General features: G+C 53.7%; 13 protein-coding genes, 1 tRNA gene, 3 rRNA genes and 1 other annotated feature. Of the genes, 10 read left to right on the forward strand and 7 right to left on the reverse strand.

The genetic code is table 11. The features are described from left to right. The first annotated feature begins 244 nt into the window (after positions 1-244). Positions 245-1,324, forward strand: a complete 1,080-nt coding sequence (locus K6L24_RS04765) for a 3-deoxy-7-phosphoheptulonate synthase (RefSeq protein ID WP_222681994.1) — start codon at positions 245-247, stop codon at positions 1,322-1,324. A 6-nt stretch (positions 1,325-1,330) separates the two neighbouring features. Beyond that, positions 1,331-2,452, forward strand: a complete 1,122-nt coding sequence (gene tyrA / locus K6L24_RS04770; RefSeq protein WP_062744152.1) for a bifunctional chorismate mutase/prephenate dehydrogenase — start codon at positions 1,331-1,333, stop codon at positions 2,450-2,452. 44 nt (positions 2,453-2,496) lie between these two features. Here tyrA and K6L24_RS04775 read toward each other — a convergent pair whose 3' ends face one another. The 6 genes from K6L24_RS04775 to bamD form a co-directional block, all read right to left on the reverse strand. Next, positions 2,497-3,216 (reverse strand): substrate-binding domain-containing protein, encoded by a 720-nt coding sequence (locus tag K6L24_RS04775; RefSeq protein ID WP_062744151.1) that lies wholly within the window; start codon positions 3,214-3,216, stop codon positions 2,497-2,499. Next, a complete protein-coding gene (locus K6L24_RS04780) occupies positions 3,216-4,265 on the reverse strand; it encodes an ABC transporter substrate-binding protein (RefSeq protein WP_222681995.1) in 1,050 nt (349 codons plus the stop codon). Before K6L24_RS04780 ends, K6L24_RS04775 begins: the two co-directional genes overlap by 1 nt. A gap of 116 nt (positions 4,266-4,381) precedes the next feature. Then, entirely contained in the window at positions 4,382-5,542 is a 1,161-nt protein-coding gene (gene pheA, locus K6L24_RS04785; RefSeq protein ID WP_062744150.1) for a bifunctional chorismate mutase/prephenate dehydratase, read from the reverse strand. Positions 5,543-5,566: 24 nt separating this feature from the next. Beyond that, positions 5,567-5,700 (reverse strand) — a sequence feature (Phe leader region). Then, positions 5,643-5,711, reverse strand: a complete 69-nt coding sequence (gene pheL / locus K6L24_RS22450) for a pheA operon leader peptide PheL (protein ID WP_187510489.1) — start codon at positions 5,709-5,711, stop codon at positions 5,643-5,645. Its footprint overlaps the feature before it by 58 nt. A gap of 87 nt (positions 5,712-5,798) precedes the next feature. Next, complete coding sequence (gene raiA, locus K6L24_RS04795) at positions 5,799-6,137, reverse strand: ribosome-associated translation inhibitor RaiA (protein ID WP_062744149.1); 339 nt, start codon at positions 6,135-6,137, stop codon at positions 5,799-5,801. 268 nt (positions 6,138-6,405) lie between these two features. Then, entirely contained in the window at positions 6,406-7,137 is a 732-nt protein-coding gene (gene bamD / locus K6L24_RS04800) for an outer membrane protein assembly factor BamD (RefSeq protein WP_062744148.1), read from the reverse strand. A 134-nt stretch (positions 7,138-7,271) separates the two neighbouring features. On the opposite strand from bamD, the gene rluD reads away from it, so the two are divergent. From rluD to K6L24_RS04840, 8 genes are all read left to right on the forward strand, one after another. Beyond that, positions 7,272-8,249 (forward strand): 23S rRNA pseudouridine(1911/1915/1917) synthase RluD, encoded by a 978-nt coding sequence (rluD, locus tag K6L24_RS04805; RefSeq protein ID WP_118663382.1) that lies wholly within the window; start codon positions 7,272-7,274, stop codon positions 8,247-8,249. Continuing rightward, a complete protein-coding gene (yfiH, locus tag K6L24_RS04810) occupies positions 8,249-8,977 on the forward strand; it encodes a purine nucleoside phosphorylase YfiH (protein WP_222681996.1) in 729 nt (242 codons plus the stop codon). Before rluD ends, yfiH begins: the two co-directional genes overlap by 1 nt. Before the next feature lie 126 nt (positions 8,978-9,103). After that, positions 9,104-11,677, forward strand: a complete 2,574-nt coding sequence (gene clpB / locus K6L24_RS04815) for an ATP-dependent chaperone ClpB (RefSeq protein ID WP_118663384.1) — start codon at positions 9,104-9,106, stop codon at positions 11,675-11,677. A 477-nt stretch (positions 11,678-12,154) separates the two neighbouring features. Continuing rightward, a 16S ribosomal RNA gene (locus K6L24_RS04820) occupies positions 12,155-13,695 on the forward strand. A 72-nt stretch (positions 13,696-13,767) separates the two neighbouring features. Continuing rightward, positions 13,768-13,843 (forward strand) — tRNA-Glu (locus K6L24_RS04825). Positions 13,844-14,064: 221 nt separating this feature from the next. Further along, positions 14,065-16,969: ribosomal RNA gene (locus tag K6L24_RS04830) — 23S ribosomal RNA — on the forward strand. 206 nt (positions 16,970-17,175) lie between these two features. After that, positions 17,176-17,291 (forward strand): 5S ribosomal RNA (rrf, locus tag K6L24_RS04835). The 16S, 23S and 5S rRNA genes sit together here with 1 tRNA gene alongside, the layout of an rRNA operon. 339 nt (positions 17,292-17,630) lie before the next feature. Next, positions 17,631-18,932, forward strand: coding sequence for an MFS transporter (locus tag K6L24_RS04840; protein ID WP_118663386.1), 1,302 nt, complete (start codon positions 17,631-17,633; stop codon positions 18,930-18,932). Here K6L24_RS04840 and K6L24_RS04845 read toward each other — a convergent pair whose 3' ends face one another. Further along, positions 18,933-19,253: a YfiM family lipoprotein gene (locus tag K6L24_RS04845; protein WP_118663388.1), complete on the reverse strand. Its 321-nt coding sequence runs from the start codon at positions 19,251-19,253 to the stop codon at positions 18,933-18,935. Between the last annotated feature and the right edge of the window lie 5 nt (positions 19,254-19,258).

Below are 19,258 nucleotides of genomic sequence, written 5' to 3' on the forward strand. Positions count from 1 at the left end.
CTGGGTAAGTGAAGCCAGAGTGATATTGAGTGTAATTTTTTATTTACACATTCACTTGTGGTGGTGTTGTTATGTTTTTTGTTATCTATATGTTTTTTATATAATTAATTGATATTTTATCGGTTGTAATTTTTGGTGGTAATAAAAGTGTACAACTTGTGATTGTGTTATGTACGTATTCTGGTACAGTTATCAGCAACCTCAATGAGGATCCCTTTTAAACGAATCACCCAGGATAACGATCATGCAAAAAGATGCGCTGAATAACGTTCATATCGCTGACGAACAGATTCTGATTACCCCGGAAGAGCTGAAAAAACAGTTTCCGCTGAACAGCGTACTGGAAGGGCAGATTGCCGCTTCACGCCAGACCATTTCTGACATTATCAGCGGGAAAGACCACCGTCTGCTGGTGGTCTGCGGTCCCTGCTCAATTCACGATCCTGAGGCCGCGCTCGCCTATGCCCGCGACTTAAAAGCTCTTGCGGACCAGGTTGACGATCAGCTTTACATCGTGATGCGCGTCTATTTTGAAAAGCCACGGACGACGGTGGGCTGGAAAGGGCTGATCAACGATCCGCATATGGATAACACCTTCGATATGGAAGCCGGTCTGCATATGGCGCGTCAGCTACTGTTGAAACTGGTCGAAATGGGACTGCCCCTGGCTACAGAGGCGCTGGATCCTAACAGCCCGCAATACCTTGGCGACCTGTTCAGCTGGTCAGCGATTGGTGCGCGGACAACGGAATCGCAGACACACCGTGAAATGGCTTCCGGTCTGTCTATGCCGGTGGGCTTCAAAAACGGTACCGATGGCAGCCTGGGCACCGCGATCAACGCGATGCGCGCAGCAGCAATGCCGCACCGTTTTGTGGGGATTAACCAGGCAGGGCAGGTATGCCTGCTGCAAACACAGGGTAATCCGGACGGACACGTGATCCTTCGCGGTGGGAAAAGCCCGAATTACGGCCCGAACGATGTGGCGCAGTGTGAAAAAGAAATGCAGCAGGCGGGACTCCGTCCTTCCTTGATGATAGATTGCAGTCATGGCAATTCTAACAAAGATTTCCGTCGCCAGTCCGGCGTGGCTGAGTCTGCCGTAGCGCAGATCAAAGATGGTAACCGTTCCATTATTGGCCTGATGCTGGAAAGCAATATCCACGAAGGCAACCAGTCTTCCGAGCAGCCGCGTAGTGATATGCGCTACGGCGTTTCCGTGACCGATGCGTGCATCAACTGGGAAACGACTGAACACCTGCTGCGTGATATTCATCAGGATTTGACCGGGGTACTGGCGGCGCGTCTGTCGCAAGAGGGTTAATGAGTTATGGTGGCTGAACTGACCGCACTACGCGATCAAATCGATGTAGTGGACAAAGCGCTGCTGGACCTGCTGGCAAAACGGCTGGCGCTGGTGGCCGAAGTGGGCGAAGTCAAAAGCCGCTACGGATTACCGATTTACGTCCCTGAGCGTGAGGCTACTATGCTGGCATCGCGCCGGGCAGAGGCTGAAAAGCTGGGTGTCCCCCCGGATCTCATTGAGGATGTGCTGCGCCGCGTGATGCGGGAATCCTACACCAGCGAAAATGATAAAGGCTTTAAAACGCTTTGTCCTGAACTGCGTCCGGTGGTGATTGTAGGCGGTAAAGGACAGATGGGACGCCTCTTTGAAAAGATGCTCACGCTGTCCGGTTATCAGGTGCAGATCCTCGATAAAGGGGACTGGGATAACGCGGAAGCGATGCTGTCCAACGCGGGTATGGTGATTATCAGTGTGCCAATCCATCTGACCGAGCAGGTGATCGGTCAGCTGCCGCCGCTGCCGCAGGACTGTATTCTGGTTGATCTGGCATCGGTAAAAAACAAACCGCTGCAGGCGATGCTGGCGGCTCACGCCGGACCTGTTCTGGGATTACATCCGATGTTCGGTCCGGATAGCGGCAGCCTGGCAAAGCAGGTTGTGGTGTGGTGCGATGGGCGTCAGCCGGAAGCCTATCAGTGGTTCCTGGAGCAGATTCAGGTGTGGGGCGCACGCCTGCACCGCATCAGCGCAGTGGAGCACGATCAGAACATGGCGTTTATTCAGGCGCTGCGTCACTTCGCGACTTTCGCTTATGGCCTGCATCTGGCGGAGGAAAATGTACAGCTCGATCAGCTGCTGGCACTCTCGTCACCGATCTACCGGCTGGAGCTGGCAATGGTCGGACGGCTGTTTGCACAGGATCCTCAGCTGTATGCGGATATCATCATGTCGTCAGAAAATAATCTGGCGCTGATCAAACGCTACTATCAGCGCTTTGGTGAGGCGATTAAGCTGCTTGAGCAGGGCGATAAGCAGGCGTTTATCGACAGCTTCCGCCGTGTGGAGCACTGGTTTGGTGACCATGCTCAACGTTTCCAGGCAGAAAGCCGTACGCTGCTGCGCCAGGCAAACGACAGCAGAGCATAAGTGTTATGTATGCCCAGCTGTCACGGGCTGACCCAAACAGAAGGTCAGCCCGTGACAGCACCAAATCCCGCCGCGACGAAAATCTTTTGCCCCGCATGCGTTAACAACATCTCGGCCAGTTTTTTCCCGGCAGGGCGGCACACGGCATAACCATAGTCAGCCCGCGTCTGCCATTCAGCAGGGATGAACACGGTGCTGATGCCGTCTGCTGCCTGCAGCATCTGCGCATAGCTTTGATAGCCAATAAAAATATCTGCCTGGCCCGACTGAATGATCCACTGTGACGCCCGTTTACCCGGCGGGACGGGCGATGACTTTTCTCCCCCAACAAGCGTCAGTGCCCGTTGCTTTAACTGTTCACCCAGTGTGGCATATTGCCGCTCAATACGATCGAACAGCAGCCAGGTATAATCACCGCACGGATCGCATCCCGGCGTTGAGGTTGCAATGCGCAGCGCCGGGTTGCCCAGCAGTTCGAGCCAGGGGGCGGGAGGGATGCGGTGAGAAACGCTCAGGCACAACAGATTGTGGCAACATACTCCGACATCCTGTGCCCGCCCGGCCCGCTTTAGCGCCAGCGGGTGCATCATGCTGGCGGAGACGAAAAGATCGCATTGTTCACCCCGTTCAATGCGCTGGCGCAGTAAACCTGCCGGACCAAACTGCGTCACGATGCCCGCCGGATAATGATGCTGGAACGCACTGATGATGGCAGGCCAGACGTCACGCAGGCTGCCTGCTGCCAGCACCTGTAAAGGGGGCATCAGTTGCCGCCGCGATAGTGTGTGCGGTAAAAACGCTGATACCACTGGTCTGCCTGCTGCTGCATATCAATATCGGCAAATCTCGCCGGATAGAGTTTCTTCGCCATCCACAGTTCACCCAGTGCCATGGCTTCCGGCATCGGATATCCCCAGGCCTTAGCATATTCCGGCATCAGATAAACCCGATGGTTTTTAACGGCATCCACGGCCTGCCAGGCGGGCTGCTGTGCGATCTCGTCAATCACCCGTGGATAGCGATCCTGCACAAAAATGACCTGTGGGTTCCATGCCAGAATCTGCTCCATGGAAACCTGCTTATAGCCTTTGACCGTGGCGGCGGCGACGTTGATCGCGCCAGCATGGGCCATCATCAGACCGGTATATTTACCGGTACCGTAGGTCGTCAGGTCAGGGTTGGCCATATACACGCGAACGCGCGCTTTGCCGGGGATATCCTGCAGCCGGCGGGCTACCTGCTGGCGCTGGCTGAACGTGGCGGTAATCAGTTTTTCTGCCTGCGGTTGCTGACCCACCACGTCCCCGATCAGACGAATGCCCTGCGCAATACCCTCATTATAGGCTTGCTCTTCGTTTTTCAGCTGTGGGTTGAGCTGTCTCGCCTGTTGCGTATCGCTGCGCAGAGAGATGGCAACCACCGCGATGCCCAGGCTCTGGATCTGATCGATCATCTCCTGTGGTGCATAATTGGTGACAAAGACCACCTGGGGATGCAGGGCTACCAGCTTTTCCAGATCCACATGAGTAAGATCGCCCAGTGTGGGCAGGGTATTGAGTTCGGGGACCAGCCGGCTATAGTCATCGCCAAGCTGTTGTTTCCAGTTGCTGAGGATACCCACTATCTTATCTGTCGCATTCAGCTCTACCAGCAGGTTTAACGTCTGATGTTGCAGAACCACGACCCGATCGACCCGATCGGGAAGGGCTACCTGCCTGCCCAGCTGGTCGGTCACCTGCCTGGAAGCCTGGACGGAAAAGGTCATAAAGACGCTAAGGAGTAATGCAGGATAAAAGCGGGTGAGGGGGGTCATAAGCGTTGCCCGAGTATCGTTATATATCTAATGATATAGCGATAGGTGCATCAGCGTAAATATTTCTCTGCGGGAAAGGCGAAAACCGCCAGCGTTAAAGCACTGGCGGACAAAACTTACTGCGGATCGACTGCGACAACATTCTCGCTGGGATAGCAGCCGAGTACTTTGAGGGAACGGGTCATTGGCGTCAGTTCACGCAGCGCCTGCTGCACGTCTTCGGTATTCAGGTTGCCCTGGAAATCGATATAGAACATCTCCTGCCACGGATTGCCGTTAATCGGACGTGATTCCAGTTTACTCATGGTCAGGTTGTGCTTACGCAGTACCAGCAGGGCCTCAACCAGCGCACCTGCCTGCTGACCTGTGGCCATAATCAGCGTGGTTTTCGCCGGAACCTGCAATGACACCTCAACCGGCTTGCGCGCCAGCACGATGAAGCGGGTAATATTCTGACGCTGATTGGCCAGATTGCGTTCCAGCACCTGCAAACCGTACAGTTCACCGCCTGCTTCGCTGCCCAGTGCGGCCACCTTCGGTGAATTCATCGCCGCCACTCTTTCCATCGCAGCGGCGGTACTTTCGGTGTACTCAATTTTCCAGTGCGGGTAGCGGTTAATAAACTGGCTGCACTGCTGGAACGGCTGCGGATGGCTGTACACCGTTTCAATCTCCTGCAGCGTGGTTTGACCGGTGACCAGCACACAGTGATCGATAGGCAGGGTGATCTCGCCGACAATGGACAGGCTGGTGTGCTGCAGCAGGTCATAGACATCGTTTATCGATCCCGAAGTCGTGTTCTCTACGGGTAATACGGCATAGTCTGCCAGCCCGGTTTCTACCTGATTAAAGATATCGTGAAACTTCAGGCAGCCACTCTCAATAAAATTATCAAAATGGCGTGCAGCGTAGTGACGTGAGGCCAGATGCGAATACGAGCCTTTTGGCCCGAGGAAGGCGATACGCGCGGAGTGAGGGTTGGTGTTGTTCAGATGCTTTTGCAGCAGCGCCTGCTGCGTCAGCACGGAGTCTTCAATGATTAGTTGAAAGAGACGTGTGATGTAATGTGCATCCAGCTTGTGGCTTTTACCCAGCGTGATCAGGTGTTCAAGCAGGTCTCGTTCCCGGTCGATGTCGCGTACGGGGCGATGCGTGGCCATTTTGGCCTCGGCAACTTCAACGGCCAGTGCGCGGCGGCGAGCCAGCAGTGACAACAGCTCTTCGTCCAGTGCGCTGATCTTACCGCGCAGAGCCAGCAAAGGATTTTCGGGATTCATATTTGCTACCTGTCAGATGTGGCTAAAAAAAAAGCCTCCCGCTGGGGAGGCTTTATTGTTCGTCTTCGCATTGCTTCTTACACGACGAATAGCCTCCCGGTCAGGGGAAGGTAAAGAAGGTAAAAAAGAATGCGAAGAAAAACGAAGATTGTTTCATTAGGCTATCCATGATGTCAGAGGGGATAAAGTAACCGCTGCAATTTCATTCTGTCAATAAAAAACGCGCCCTGAGGCGCGTTATCACTGTTTTAGCAGATTACTCTTCGTCAGTTTCAACCACACTGAGATCTTTAACACTGGCAGAGGCGCGACGCGCTTCACCCTTATGCTGAACCTTGTTCAGCTGACGTTCCAGTTTGTTAATCAGATCGTTGATTGCCGTGTACATATCTTCATGCTTGGCGCTGGCGACCAGCGGGCCGTTTGGCGTGTTAATGTTGGCATCGGCAACAAATTCTTTCGGCTCTTTTGACAGAACGATGTGCGGGTTAATCAGATGAGTTTGCCACTTTTCAAGCTTGGCGAGACGGTCTTCGACATGTTGGCGGATAGCCGGAGTGATGTCCATTTGCTTACTGGTAATGTTCAGAACCATAGTGCTTACCTCTCTGTCATTTCCGTCTTGGTGAACCCAGCATACCGCGAAAAGGGTAAAAAAGTGTGATCAAAATCACGTTATTTTGTCACTTTTTGTCAAGGACAAGAAAAGTGTGAGGCGGAAGGATAAATCGGACTCTGAGGGTTGTCGGGGGGCGTTTTCAATGGCATTGTTGACCGGTTGAACTGACTGGAAATGGAGGGCCACATCCGTTTCCAGGCCAAAAAAAGGCAGCCCGCAGGCTGCCTTTTTTATGACTTCAGACTTAAGCCTGATTGGCGGCGATGATTTTTGCCACGCGATCGGCCTCAGCATTTAACTGCAGCTGACGGTAAGCATTTTCCATCAGTGGCAGTGCGTTTCGTGTAGCCTGTGTATCCGGGTAATCTTTCAGCATTTGTTCCACGCGGTTAACCACAGCGACATATGCCTCACGTTTAGTGTAGAATTCCGCCACAGACAGTTCGTATTTCGCCAGACGATCTTTCAGGAACACCAGGCGTTTGCGTGCATCCGTCGCATACTGGCTGTTTGGATAGCCACGCAGCAGCTGCGAGAAGTCTTTAAAGGCATCACGCGCATGGGTGGGATCGCGGTCTGAACGGTCTATACCAAAAAAGCCCTGCAGTGCACTGTCATCCAGCGCCATATCCGTCAGACCACGCATATAGATTACGTAGTCCACGTTTGGATGCGTAGGATTCAGACGCATAAAGCGGTCAATGGCGGCTTGCGCCAGTGGCAAATCGGCATTTTTATAGTAAGCGTAGATCAGGTCTAGCTGAACTTGCTGGGAGTAAGGGCCGAATGGATAGCGGTTATCGAGCGCTTCCAGTTGCGTTATTGCTCCTTTAAAGTTACCGTCCTGCAGTTTTTGCTGGGCAGTGGCATAGATCTCGGAAGGCGGGCTGTCAGGCACCACATCCTTGGAGCCGGAACATCCAGCTAATGCCAGGCTCAACGTGGCTGCAGCCACCAGATATTTCATACGCGTCATGACGATTTGCTTATCCTCAGAGTGTTATTCAGGAAGCTGTCCGTTAAGCTTCCGGTAGTGACCAGGTACGATAGCACATTATATTAAACGGCATCGCCGTGAAAACCCAACGTTAACGAAGAAGCTGTTTATTTATGGCACAACAAGTAAAACTCAATGCAACGGTATCCGAATCGCAACTCGGACAACGGTTAGATCAGGCTTTGGCCGAATTGTTCCCTGATTATTCCCGTTCTCGCATAAAAGAATGGATCCTCGACCGCCGCATCACCGTCAATGGTGCAATAATCGACAAACCGAAAGAAAAAGTGCTCGGCGGTGAGCAAATTACTCTCGATGCTGAAATTGATGAAGAAGCCCGCTGGGAAGCCCAGGACATTGCCCTGAATATCGTCTACGAAGATGACGATATTCTGGTGATCAATAAACCGCGCGACCTGGTCGTACATCCGGGGGCCGGTAATCCTGACGGCACGGTGCTGAATGCACTGCTGCACCATTTCCCGGCGATTGCCGATGTGCCTCGTGCCGGTATTGTGCACCGTCTGGATAAAGACACCACGGGCCTGATGGTAGTGGCAAAAACGGTACCGGCGCAGACGCACCTGGTGGAGTCGCTGCAGCTGCGCGAGTTTACCCGTGAATATGAAGCCGTTGCTATTGGTCGCATGACGGCGGGCGGTACGGTCGATCAGCCCATCAGCCGCCATTCGACGAAGCGTACTCACATGGCAGTACACCCGATGGGCAAACCGGCCACCACGCACTACCGTATTATGGAGCACTTCCGTGCCCATACGCGGCTGCGTCTGCGGCTGGAAACCGGACGTACGCACCAGATCCGTGTGCATATGTCGCATATCAATCATCCGCTGGTGGGTGACCCGCTTTATGGCGGCCGTCCTCGCCCACCAAAAGGGGCCTCCGAAGCCTTTATCAGCACTTTGCGTGGTTTCGACCGTCAGGCTTTACATGCCACGATGCTGCGTCTCTATCACCCGATCACCGGGATTGAGATGGAATGGCATGCGCCTCTGCCTCAGGACATGGTTGAGTTGATCAATGCCCTGAAGGCCGATACCGAAGAGTTCAAAGAGCAGCTGGACTGGTAATGAGCCTGATTATTCCCGGCTGGCAGGTTCCGGCCAGCGTGCGAGCGTGCAGCAGCACACGTCAGGGGGGCGTAAGCCAGGCTCCCTGGGAAAGCCTCAACCTCGGCGCGCACGTGGGCGACGACGAGCAGCATGTGCAGACCAACCGTCAGCGCCTGCTGGAGCTTGGCGATCTGCCCTCCATGCCGCAGTGGCTGGAGCAGGTACATGGCACAGAGGTGCTGACACTGGACTGGAAGGTCCCGCCATCACTGCGGGCGGATGCGGCTTATAGCCGGACGCCGGGTGTGGTTTGTGCCGTGATGACCGCCGACTGTCTTCCGGTATTGTTCTGTTCCCAGGACGGTCAGGAAGTCGCCGCTGCTCATGCCGGCTGGCGGGGGCTGTGTAATGGGGTACTCGAAGAGACATTAAATGCTTTTTCTGCCCCTCCCTCACAGATTTTTGCCTGGCTGGGCCCCGCAATAGGCGCAGAAGCATTTGAGGTCGGACAGGAAGTCCGCGAGGCCTTTATCGCACAAAATCCAGGCGACTCAGTGGCTTTCCGCCCGGCGGGTGAAAAGTTTTATGCCGATTTATCGCTGTTGGCAAAACATCGTCTTCAGGTCTGCGGAGTGCGTCACGTCTGGGATGCTGGCCAGTGTACCTATACACAGCCTGAGCAATTTTTCTCCTTCCGACGCGATGGCGTCACTGGCCGTATGGCAAGTTTGATCTGGCTGATATAACCTAGCGCCATAAGACGGTCCGGATTGATGTTTTTTTCTCCAAAATGTCAGGCCATTAACCTTGAAAAATTTGAGGGATGACCTCATTTAATCTCCAGTAGCAATTTGACCTGATAGGGGGAAATTATGCGTCTGGATCGTCTTACTAACAAATTCCAACTGGCACTCGCCGACGCTCAGTCACTGGCTCTTGGCCGCGACAACCAATTTATCGAACCTCTGCATCTGATGAGCGCACTGCTTAATCAGGAAGGCGGATCCGTTCGTCCATTACTCACGACCGCAGGCCTTGACGTTGCATCACTGCGCACCGGCATTGAACAGGCCCTGAGCCGTTTACCGCAGGTGGAAGGCAGCGATGGTGATGTTCAGCCTTCTGCCGACTTAGTGCGGGTACTTAACCTGTGCGACAAGTTGGCCCAAAAGCGGGGCGATAATTTTATTTCATCAGAACTGTTCGTTCTGGCGGCGCTCGACTCCCGTGGTTCGCTGGCTGACCTGTTAAAGTCTGCCGGTGCCACCAGTGACAAACTGAGCAAAGCCATTGAGCAGATGCGGGGAGGAGACAGCGTGAACGACCAGGGAGCAGAAGATCAGCGGCAGGCACTGAAAAAATACACCATCGATCTGACTGAACGGGCGGAGCTGGGTAAGCTGGACCCGGTCATCGGGCGTGACGAAGAGATCCGCCGTACCATTCAGGTGCTGCAACGCCGTACTAAAAACAACCCGGTACTGATCGGTGAGCCTGGCGTGGGTAAAACGGCCATTGTCGAAGGCCTCGCGCAGCGCATCATCAACGGAGAAGTGCCTGAAGGGCTGAAAGGCCGTCGTGTGCTGGCGCTTGATATGGGGGCGCTGGTCGCCGGGGCGAAATATCGCGGTGAATTTGAAGAGCGCCTGAAAGGGGTGCTGAGCGACCTGTCTAAGCAGGAAGGCAACGTCATTCTGTTTATTGACGAGCTGCATACAATGGTCGGTGCAGGTAAGGCCGATGGGGCAATGGATGCCGGTAATATGCTGAAGCCAGCGCTGGCGCGAGGAGAGCTGCACTGTGTGGGCGCGACCACGCTGGATGAGTATCGTCAGTATATAGAGAAGGATGCTGCGCTGGAGCGGCGTTTCCAGAAGGTCTTCGTTGCTGAACCGACTGTGGAAGATACCATCGCGATCCTGCGTGGCTTAAAAGAACGTTATGAGCTGCATCACCATGTGCAGATCACTGACCCGGCGATTGTGGCGGCGGCGACGCTCTCTCACCGCTACATTGCCGACCGTAAGTTACCGGACAAGGCGATTGACCTGATTGATGAGGCCGCGTCCAGCATTCGTATGCAGATTGACTCGAAGCCGGAATCACTGGACAGATTAGAGCGTCGTATTATTCAGCTGAAGCTGGAACAGCAGGCGCTGAAGAAAGAGTCTGACGATGCAAGTATCAAACGGCTGGAGATGCTGGAAACCGAACTGAACCAGAAAGAGCGTGAATACTCTGAGCTGGAAGAAGAGTGGAAAGCAGAAAAAGCGGAACTGTCTGGCACCCAGCATATTAAAGCCGAGCTGGAGCAGGCGAAGCTGGCAATGGAACAGGCGCGTCGTCAGGGCGATCTCGGGCAGATGTCTGAGCTGCAGTACGGAAAAATTCCGGAGCTGGAAAAACAGCTGGCGGCGGCCACGCAGAATGAAGGCAAGACGATGCGACTGCTGCGTAACCGCGTAACGGACGTCGAGATTGCCGGTGTGCTGGCGCGCTGGACTGGGATCCCTGTCGACCGGATGATGGAAGGTGAGCGCGACAAACTACTGCGTATGGAGGAGGAGCTGCACACCCGGGTGATTGGGCAGAATGAAGCGGTGGAAGCGGTATCGAATGCGATTCGCCGCAGCCGTGCCGGACTGGCCGATCCTAACCGCCCGATTGGGTCATTCCTGTTCCTCGGCCCGACGGGGGTGGGTAAAACAGAGCTCTGTAAAGCGCTGGCTAACTTTATGTTCGACAGTGACGACGCGATGGTGCGTATCGACATGTCCGAATTTATGGAAAAACATTCGGTATCGCGTCTTGTCGGGGCACCTCCTGGCTATGTCGGATATGAAGAAGGCGGTTATCTGACTGAGGCGGTTCGCCGTCGCCCTTATTCTGTCATCCTGCTGGATGAGGTAGAGAAGGCGCATCCGGATGTGTTTAACATCCTGCTGCAGGTGCTGGACGATGGTCGTCTTACTGACGGGCAGGGCAGAACGGTCGACTTCCGTAATACGGTCGTGATAATGACCTCGAATCTGGGTTCAGACTTAATCCAGGAGCGCTTCGGTGCGTTGAGCTACGGCGATATGAAAGAGATGGTGCTGTCAGTCGTCAGTCAGAACTTCCGTCCGGAGTTTATCAACCGTATTGATGAGCTGGTGGTGTTCCATCCGCTGGGTGAACAGCATATTGCTTCTATTGCCCGCATCCAGCTGGCTCGCCTGTATCAGCGACTGGAAGATCGTGGCTATGCTCTGCATATCTCCGAAGAGGCGCTGAAGAAACTGGGCGAAAATGGTTATGACCCGGTCTATGGGGCAAGGCCGCTGAAACGCGCTATTCAGCAGCAGATAGAAAACCCGCTGGCTCAGCAGATCCTGTCTGGTGCGCTGGTTCCGGGCAAAACCATAGAAATGGATGTCGAGGACGGCGTTATCGTCGCCCATCAATAATTGACGCAAGCAACAGAAATGGGCCTTTGGCCCATTTCTGTTTATTAAAGCAGCATAAAACGAGGTTAAAGTGCAGTTTTGGGTGAAAAGTAATCACTTGAAAGTATTTTTGCAATTTACCCTTGTCAGCTGCCAGAAAATCCCTATACTGCGCCTCCACTGACACGGAACAACGGCTTACAGGCCACCGGGTCAGCAGCGTCAGGTAACTGATAGCGCCGGAAAAAACTTCTCAAAAAGAAGTTGACTCCGAAGGAGGAAAGCGTAATATACGCCACCTCGCGGCAGGAAGCTCCTGCACTGCTCGCAACGCTCTTTAACAATTTATCAGACAATCTGTGTGGGCACTCGCAGGATTGATATCAGTCACCTCCGGGTGACAAAAAATATCAAGTCTTAAGAGTGAACACATAATGAAATTCATTATGACGTTTTACACTTGAGCATCGCTGCACTTGTTGCAGCAAATCGAACTTTTAATTGAAGAGTTTGATCATGGCTCAGATTGAACGCTGGCGGCAGGCCTAACACATGCAAGTCGAACGGTAGCACAGAGAGCTTGCTCTCGGGTGACGAGTGGCGGACGGGTGAGTAATGTCTGGGAAACTGCCTGATGGAGGGGGATAACTACTGGAAACGGTAGCTAATACCGCATAACGTCTTCGGACCAAAGTGGGGGACCTTCGGGCCTCACACCATCGGATGTGCCCAGATGGGATTAGCTAGTAGGTGGGGTAACGGCTCACCTAGGCGACGATCCCTAGCTGGTCTGAGAGGATGACCAGCCACACTGGAACTGAGACACGGTCCAGACTCCTACGGGAGGCAGCAGTGGGGAATATTGCACAATGGGCGCAAGCCTGATGCAGCCATGCCGCGTGTATGAAGAAGGCCTTCGGGTTGTAAAGTACTTTCAGTGGGGAGGAAGGCGATGAAGTTAATAACTTCGTCGATTGACGTTACCCGCAGAAGAAGCACCGGCTAACTCCGTGCCAGCAGCCGCGGTAATACGGAGGGTGCAAGCGTTAATCGGAATTACTGGGCGTAAAGCGCACGCAGGCGGTCTGTCAAGTCGGATGTGAAATCCCCGGGCTCAACCTGGGAACTGCATTCGAAACTGGCAGGCTAGAGTCTTGTAGAGGGGGGTAGAATTCCAGGTGTAGCGGTGAAATGCGTAGAGATCTGGAGGAATACCGGTGGCGAAGGCGGCCCCCTGGACAAAGACTGACGCTCAGGTGCGAAAGCGTGGGGAGCAAACAGGATTAGATACCCTGGTAGTCCACGCCGTAAACGATGTCGACTTGGAGGTTGTGCCCTTGAGGCGTGGCTTCCGGAGCTAACGCGTTAAGTCGACCGCCTGGGGAGTACGGCCGCAAGGTTAAAACTCAAATGAATTGACGGGGGCCCGCACAAGCGGTGGAGCATGTGGTTTAATTCGATGCAACGCGAAGAACCTTACCTGGCCTTGACATCCACGGAATTTGGCAGAGATGCCTTAGTGCCTTCGGGAACCGTGAGACAGGTGCTGCATGGCTGTCGTCAGCTCGTGTTGTGAAATGTTGGGTTAAGTCCCGCAACGAGCGCAACCCTTATCCTTTGTTGCCAGCACGTAATGGTGGGAACTCAAAGGAGACTGCCGGTGATAAACCGGAGGAAGGTGGGGATGACGTCAAGTCATCATGGCCCTTACGGCCAGGGCTACACACGTGCTACAATGGCGCATACAAAGAGAAGCGACCTCGCGAGAGCAAGCGGACCTCATAAAGTGCGTCGTAGTCCGGATCGGAGTCTGCAACTCGACTCCGTGAAGTCGGAATCGCTAGTAATCGTAGATCAGAATGCTACGGTGAATACGTTCCCGGGCCTTGTACACACCGCCCGTCACACCATGGGAGTGGGTTGCAAAAGAAGTAGGTAGCTTAACCTTCGGGAGGGCGCTTACCACTTTGTGATTCATGACTGGGGTGAAGTCGTAACAAGGTAACCGTAGGGGAACCTGCGGTTGGATCACCTCCTTACCTGAAGATACCTTCCCGCGTAGTGTCCACACAGATTGTCTGATAGAAGTAACGAGCAATAGTAGTATCAGAGTCCCCATCGTCTAGAGGCCCAGGACACTGCCCTTTCACGGCTGTAACAGGGGTTCGAATCCCCTTGGGGACGCCATACCGGTAACGAAGTGAAAGTCGTTATCACCGTATCTCAAAACTGACTTTAACGAGTCACGTTTGAGATATTTGCTCTTTAACAATCCGGAACAAGCTGAAAATTGAAACGACATGTCGTTTTCATTCTCCGTAATAAGAATGAAATCTACGATATGTTCGAGTCTCTCAAATGCTCGCAACGACAACACGTGTTCCGTATGGGACGCTTGTGGGTTGTGAGGTTAAGCGACTAAGCGTACACGGTGGATGCCTAGGCAGTCAGAGGCGATGAAGGGCGTGCTAATCTGCGATAAGCGTCGGTAAGGTGATATGAACCGCAACAACCGACGATACCCGAATGGGGAAACCCAGTGTGATACGTCACACTATCATGTCATGAATACATAGTGGCATGAGGCGAACCGGGGGAACTGAAACATCTAAGTACCCCGAGGAAAAGAAATCAACCGAGATTCCCCCAGTAGCGGCGAGCGAACGGGGAACAGCCCAGAACCTGAATCAGTTTGTGCATTAGTGGAAGCGTCTGGAAAGTCGCAGGGTACAGGGTGATACTCCCGTACACAAAAATGCACTTACTGTGAGTTCGATGAGTAGGGCGGGACACGTGACATCCTGTCTGAATATGGGGGACCATCCTCCAAGGCTAAATACTCCTGACTGACCGATAGTGAACCAGTACCGTGAGGGAAAGGCGAAAAGAACCCCGGCGAGGGGAGTGAAACAGAACCTGAAACCGTGTACGTACAAGCAGTGGGAGCCTACTTGTTAGGTGACTGCGTACCTTTTGTATAATGGGTCAGCGACTTATATTCTGTAGCAAGGTTAACCGTATAGGGGAGCCGAAGGGAAACCGAGTCTTAACTGGGCGTTAAGTTGCAGGGTATAGACCCGAAACCCGGTGATCTAGCCATGGGCAGGTTGAAGGTTGGGTAACACTAACTGGAGGACCGAACCGACTAATGTTGAAAAATTAGCGGATGACTTGTGGCTGGGGGTGAAAGGCCAATCAAACCGGGAGATAGCTGGTTCTCCCCGAAAGCTATTTAGGTAGCGCCTCGTGAACTCATCTTCGGGGGTAGAGCACTGTTTCGGCTAGGGGGCCATCCCGGCTTACCAACCCGATGCAAACTGCGAATACCGAAGAATGTTATCACGGGAGACACACGGCGGGTGCTAACGTCCGTCGTGAAGAGGGAAACAACCCAGACCGCCAGCTAAGGTCCCAAAGTCATGGTTAAGTGGGAAACGATGTGGGAAGGCACAGACAGCCAGGATGTTGGCTTAGAAGCAGCCATCATTTAAAGAAAGCGTAATAGCTCACTGGTCGAGTCGGCCTGCGCGGAAGATGTAACGGGGCTAAACCATGCACCGAAGCTGCGGCAGCGACACGCAAGTGTTGTTGGGTAGGGGAGCGTTCTGTAAGCCGTCGAAGGTGGACTGTGAGGTCTGCTGGAGGTATCAGAAGTGCGAATGCTGACATAAGTAACGATAAAGCGGGTGAAAAGCCCGCTCGCCGGAAGACCAAGGGTTCCTGTCCAACGTTAATCGGGGCAGGGTGAGTCGACCCCTAAGGCGAGGCCGAAAGGCGTAGTCGATGGGAAACAGGTTAATATTCCTGTACTCGGTGTTACTGCGAAGGGGGGACGGAGAAGGCTATGTTAGCCGGGCGACGGTTGTCCCGGTTTAAGCGTGTAGGCTTGAGTTCCAGGCAAATCCGGAACTCTTTAAGGCTGAGGCGTGATGACGAGGCACTACGGTGCTGAAGTAACAAATGCCCTGCTTCCAGGAAAAGCCTCTAAGCATCAGGTAACATCGAATCGTACCCCAAACCGACACAGGTGGTCAGGTAGAGAATACCAAGGCGCTTGAGAGAACTCGGGTGAAGGAACTAGGCAAAATGGTGCCGTAACTTCGGGAGAAGGCACGCTGCCGGTAGGTGAAAGGACTTGCTCCTGGAGCTGAAGGCAGTCGAAGATACCAGCTGGCTGCAACTGTTTATTAAAAACACAGCACTGTGCAAACACGAAAGTGGACGTATACGGTGTGACGCCTGCCCGGTGCCGGAAGGTTAATTGATGGGGTTATCCGCAAGGAGAAGCTCTTGATCGAAGCCCCGGTAAACGGCGGCCGTAACTATAACGGTCCTAAGGTAGCGAAATTCCTTGTCGGGTAAGTTCCGACCTGCACGAATGGCGTAATGATGGCCAGGCTGTCTCCACCCGAGACTCAGTGAAATTGAACTCGCTGTGAAGATGCAGTGTACCCGCGGCAAGACGGAAAGACCCCGTGAACCTTTACTACAGCTTGACACTGAACATTGAGCCTTGATGTGTAGGATAGGTGGGAGGCTTTGAAGCGTGGACGCCAGTCTGCGTGGAGCCAACCTTGAAATACCACCCTTTAACGTTTGATGTTCTAACCTGGCGCCGTAATCCGGCGTGGGGACAGTGTCTGGTGGGTAGTTTGACTGGGGCGGTCTCCTCCTAAAGAGTAACGGAGGAGCACGAAGGTTAGCTAATCACGGTCGGACATCGTGAGGTTAGTGCAATGGCATAAGCTAGCTTGACTGCGAGAGTGACGGCTCGAGCAGGTGCGAAAGCAGGTCATAGTGATCCGGTGGTTCTGAATGGAAGGGCCATCGCTCAACGGATAAAAGGTACTCCGGGGATAACAGGCTGATACCGCCCAAGAGTTCATATCGACGGCGGTGTTTGGCACCTCGATGTCGGCTCATCACATCCTGGGGCTGAAGTAGGTCCCAAGGGTACGGCTGTTCGCCGTTTAAAGTGGTACGCGAGCTGGGTTTAGAACGTCGTGAGACAGTTCGGTCCCTATCTGCCGTGGGCGCTGGAGAATTGAGAGGGGTTGCTCCTAGTACGAGAGGACCGGAGTGAACGCACCGCTGGTGTTCGGGTTGTCATGCCAATGGCATTGCCCGGTAGCTAAGTGCGGAAAAGATAAGCGCTGAAAGCATCTAAGCGCGAAACTTGCCTCGAGATGAATTCTCCCTGGGGCCCTGAGCCCCCTGAAGGGACGTTGAAGACTACGACGTTGATAGGCCGGGTGTGTAAGCGCAGCGATGCGTTGAGCTAACCGGTACTAATGACCCGTGAGGCTTAACCTTACAACGCCAGAAGCGTTCTGGCGCGCGTTCGAGAGACGCAAAACAATTTTCAGCCTGTTCCCGGAATTGAGTCCGAAGGATTTTGCGCTGTGACAAGGCGGCCAGTGAAGTGAGAGAAGGAGCATACAGAAGTATGTGACTGAGCTTACGAGCGCAGGCAACGCCGTCAGAGCACAAAAGACACAGGACAGAGCACAAAGAATTTGCCTGGCGGCTTTAGCGCGGTGGTCCCACCTGACCCCATGCCGAACTCAGAAGTGAAACGCCGTAGCGCCGATGGTAGTGTGGGGTCTCCCCATGCGAGAGTAGGGAACTGCCAGGCATCAAATAAAGCAATAACCCCGACCGAAAGGCCGGGGTTTTTTGCGTTTAGCGGGGATAATTCCCCATCGATCTCTCCCCCCTGACTTAATCTCCTCCCAAAAGATCGTTCGTTTCCCCTGTCTGCCCCGTTTAATCGCCAAATTCGGAATTTCCTGCCTGTTTCCAGCGTGTTCGCTGATATGACCACGCTATTCCTTATGCAATAATCCATGCTGACTCACAAAATTAACAACCCATCCTTATAAAACAATTTCATAACAAAACAGCATTTGAGTTAATTGATATCTATACTCTTTGGCGCTTGTTCAAAGCAAGGAAAGAACTCACGAGGTTATTAATGGCAGAGTCCATCACTGAAAATAATTTGCACGCGACAGCGTCAATGACTACTCGTCAACGTGTCTGGGCCATCGTAGGGGCGTCCTCCGGTAATCTGGTCGAATGGTTCGACTTCTATGTTTATTCATTCTGCTCGCTGTACTTCGCTCATATCTTCTTCCCCAGCGGTAATGCGACAACGCAGCTGCTCCAGACGGCGGGGGTGTTCGCCGCCGGTTTCCTGATGCGCCCTATTGGTGGCTGGCTGTTTGGCTATATTGGTGACAGGCACGGGCGTAAAAGCTCCATGCTAATTTCAGTCTGTATGATGTGCTTTGGATCGCTGGTGATCGCCTGTTTGCCTGGGTATGAGACGATAGGGGTCTGGGCGCCGGCTCTGCTTTTGCTGGCCCGATTGTTTCAGGGGCTGTCGGTAGGCGGGGAATATGGTACCAGTGCGACCTACATGAGCGAAGTGGCGGTAGAAGGGCGAAAGGGATTTTATGCGTCATTTCAGTATGTGACATTGATAGGTGGCCAGCTGATGGCGCTGCTGACCGTCGTTGTGTTGCAGCAGATCCTTTCTGACGAAGAACTGCGTTCCTGGGGCTGGCGGATACCCTTTGCGCTGGGTGCCGTGCTGGCCGTGGTCGCACTCTATTTACGTCGTTCCCTGAATGAAACCTCCGATAAAACCACGCGCAGCCATAAAGATGCCGGCTCACTGAAAGGACTGTGGAAACACCGGCGTGCCTTTATCATGGTACTGGGCTTTACCGCTGGCGGGTCGTTGAGCTTTTACACCTTTACGACGTATATGCAGAAATATCTGGTGAACACTGCCGGTATGGATCATAAAGCCGCCAGCGGTCTGATGACCGGCGCGCTGTTTATCTTTATGCTGCTGCAGCCATTTTTTGGTGCGCTATCAGATAAGATCGGACGGCGTAACTCCATGCTGATCTTCGGGGGACTGGCTGCGGTCTGTACCGTACCGATCCTGACCCTGTTGCAGAGCGTGACGAGTCCGGCAGCCGCTTTTATGCTGGTCATGCTGGCGCTGGTGATCACCAGTTTCTACACATCGATCAGCGGGATCCTTAAGGCGGAAATGTTCCCACCGGAGGTGCGGGCGCTGGGTGTGGGGTTGTCTTATGCCGTGGCAAACGCGCTGTTTGGCGGATCGGCGGAATATGTGGCGCTGTCGCTGAAGGCGGCTGGCAGCGAAACCAGTTTCTTCTGGTATGTCTCTGGAATGGGGGCCATTGCCTTCCTGGTTTCGCTGATGCTGCACCGACGCGGTAAAGGGTTAAAACTGTAACTAGCGGTCAAGATTCCATAATGCATAGCCGGTGGCAGCACCGGCTACATCCCAGCTGAAATCTTTCCAGCTCCAGCCACTTCCTCCTTCCCTGCTGTCGAACAGTTCTTTCGCCGCCCCCAGGCCGATCGCGAACATGAGCCCGACGCTGCCGCTGCGGTCTTTGTGCCAGTTCTGACGTTCACCATAGGCATTACCGGCGGCGGAAAGAAAGGCGGAGGAGATAAAGTGCTGGGCTTTATCACGCCCGGTCCAGTCATCCTGCGCCATATGAGTACAGCCACTGCAAATGACGATAACGGCCAGCAGGCAGGTGCGCATATAGA

The sequence above is a fragment of the Erwinia persicina genome, from assembly GCF_019844095.1.
In the GTDB taxonomy this organism is placed as follows: domain Bacteria; phylum Pseudomonadota; class Gammaproteobacteria; order Enterobacterales; family Enterobacteriaceae; genus Erwinia; species Erwinia persicina.

Excerpts from the sequence above, each read along its gene's own strand:
- pheA (WP_062744150.1), bottom strand. The coding sequence starts at position 5,542 with ATGAATCCCGAAAATCCTTTGCTGGCTCTGCGCGGTAAGATCAGCGCA.
- tyrA (WP_062744152.1), top strand. The coding sequence starts at position 1,331 with ATGGTGGCTGAACTGACCGCACTACGCGATCAAATCGATGTAGTGGAC.
- raiA (WP_062744149.1), bottom strand. The coding sequence starts at position 6,137 with ATGGTTCTGAACATTACCAGTAAGCAAATGGACATCACTCCGGCTATC.
- K6L24_RS04765 (WP_222681994.1), top strand. The coding sequence starts at position 245 with ATGCAAAAAGATGCGCTGAATAACGTTCATATCGCTGACGAACAGATT.
- K6L24_RS04780 (WP_222681995.1), bottom strand. The coding sequence starts at position 4,265 with ATGACCCCCCTCACCCGCTTTTATCCTGCATTACTCCTTAGCGTCTTT.
- rluD (WP_118663382.1), top strand. The coding sequence starts at position 7,272 with ATGGCACAACAAGTAAAACTCAATGCAACGGTATCCGAATCGCAACTC.
- bamD (WP_062744148.1), bottom strand. The coding sequence starts at position 7,137 with ATGACGCGTATGAAATATCTGGTGGCTGCAGCCACGTTGAGCCTGGCA.
- K6L24_RS04840 (WP_118663386.1), top strand. The coding sequence starts at position 17,631 with ATGGCAGAGTCCATCACTGAAAATAATTTGCACGCGACAGCGTCAATG.
- yfiH (WP_222681996.1), top strand. The coding sequence starts at position 8,249 with ATGAGCCTGATTATTCCCGGCTGGCAGGTTCCGGCCAGCGTGCGAGCG.
- K6L24_RS04775 (WP_062744151.1), bottom strand. The coding sequence starts at position 3,216 with ATGCCCCCTTTACAGGTGCTGGCAGCAGGCAGCCTGCGTGACGTCTGG.
- K6L24_RS04845 (WP_118663388.1), bottom strand. The coding sequence starts at position 19,253 with ATGCGCACCTGCCTGCTGGCCGTTATCGTCATTTGCAGTGGCTGTACT.
- clpB (WP_118663384.1), top strand. The coding sequence starts at position 9,104 with ATGCGTCTGGATCGTCTTACTAACAAATTCCAACTGGCACTCGCCGAC.